Below are 1,622 nucleotides of genomic sequence, written 5' to 3'. Positions count from 1 at the left end.
TCATTAGACCTACAGGAAGAAAGTCAAAGAAATGTAGCGAGTTGTACCCCTGCTCAATCAATAGACCATTCACCACCAAATTAGTAGAAGTACCAATCAAGGTCAGGGTACCACCTATAATGGCAAAATAGGAAAGCGGTAACAGTAAACGGGAAGGCGCATAATCCTGACTCCGGGTTAAACCTGCCATCAAAGAGGCAACAACCGCGGTATTATTGAGGAAGGCTGAGCTAATTGAAGATAACAGACCTAACCGGGCCAATGTCATGCCAAATGTTGGGCGAAAAACCAGCTTCGTTACCCACACAAGAATACGGGTGCGCTCAAGGGCCAGTGAAGCCACTAATAGGAGTAAAAGCGTTACAACGGCTTGGTTGACACCGAAACTGAGCATTCTTGATTGCTCAATGTAACCAAGGAAATAGAAAAATAAAACTACCGCACTGAAAAGGATAGAAGCCCGCACCCTAGTAAAAATTAGGGCCAAAAATAACAAGGCAATCGTCAGTGCAACAATAAATGAAGGGTTCATCATATTTTTATTTAAGCGCCCGAAGGCGCTATAAGTTAGCTTACCGCTTTTAATTGTGAAGCAGAGTTAAACAAGGAGTTTAAGTAAGTTTTAAACTCTTCACCAAGGTTTTCGTGACGCAAGCCATACTCAACAAAGGCACGAAGGTAACCTTGTTTATCACCACAGTCATGGGATTTACCCGTCATGTGGAAAGCTTCAACAACTTCTTCAGCCATTAGCATATCAATGGCATCCGTTAACTGAATTTCATCACCTGAACCAGGTGGTGTAATCGCTAACTTACCCCAAATTTTTGATGAGAGTACGTAACGGCCAACAACGGCTAAGTTAGAGGGCGCATCTTCAATGGCAGGCTTTTCTACCATTGCCGTCATAGTATGAGAGTCACCTGCTTTCAGTTCTGCACCACCACAGTCAACCACACCGTATTTTGATACTTCAGACATAGGTACTGACTCTACCATAATCTGACTGGCTTTTGCTGCATCAAAACGCTTCAACATTGACGCAAGATTTTCAGTTGACTGATCAGCAGTGTATTCATCCAGAATAACATCTGGCAAGACAACAGCAAATGGCGCATCACCAACTAACGGTTTAGCACAGAGTACTGCGTGCCCCAAGCCTTTTGCCTGCCCCTGACGTACATGCATAATAGTCACATCTGGCGGACAGATAGATTGTACTTCATCTAGAAGCTGGCGTTTTACACGCTTCTCTAGCGTAGCTTCTAATTCAAACGAAGTGTCGAAATGGTTTTCGATGGCATTCTTGGATGAGTGTGTAACAAGCACAATTTCTTTAATGCCTGCAGAGACACACTCATTGACAATATATTGAATAAGCGGCTTATCGACAATTGGCAGCATTTCTTTTGGAATAGCTTTTGTTGCCGGAAGCATACGCGTGCCTAGCCCTGCCACTGGGATGACAGCTTTTTTTACTGTACTCATTTTTGTTCCTTGATTTTATTGGGGATATTATAATCAGCTGTAAGCTGTAAGCTGTAAGCTGTAAGCTGTAAGCTGTAAGCTGTAAGCTGTAAGCTGTAAGCTGTAAGCTGTAAGCTGTAAGCTGTAAGCTGTAA

At 43.1% G+C, this 1,622-nt stretch carries 2 protein-coding genes; both read right to left on the bottom strand.

Annotated elements, in window-relative coordinates:
* Positions 1 to 532 (bottom strand): SLC13 family permease (locus BIZ37_RS30085; RefSeq protein WP_255526971.1); only part of this gene is annotated, 532 nt, incomplete at its 3' end.
* Positions 533 to 567: 35 nt separating this feature from the next.
* On the bottom strand, positions 568 to 1,488 hold the full coding sequence (galU, locus tag BIZ37_RS30080; protein WP_187464666.1) for a UTP--glucose-1-phosphate uridylyltransferase GalU: 921 nt from the start codon (positions 1,486 to 1,488) through the stop codon (positions 568 to 570).
* Positions 1,489 to 1,622: the final 134 nt, after the last annotated feature.

The sequence above is a fragment of the Photobacterium sp. BZF1 genome (genome assembly GCF_014349205.1).
Lineage (GTDB): Bacteria > Pseudomonadota > Gammaproteobacteria > Enterobacterales > Vibrionaceae > Photobacterium.
The sequence above is the reverse complement of the archived record's forward strand: the minus strand, read 5'-3'. Positions and strand labels throughout refer to the sequence as shown.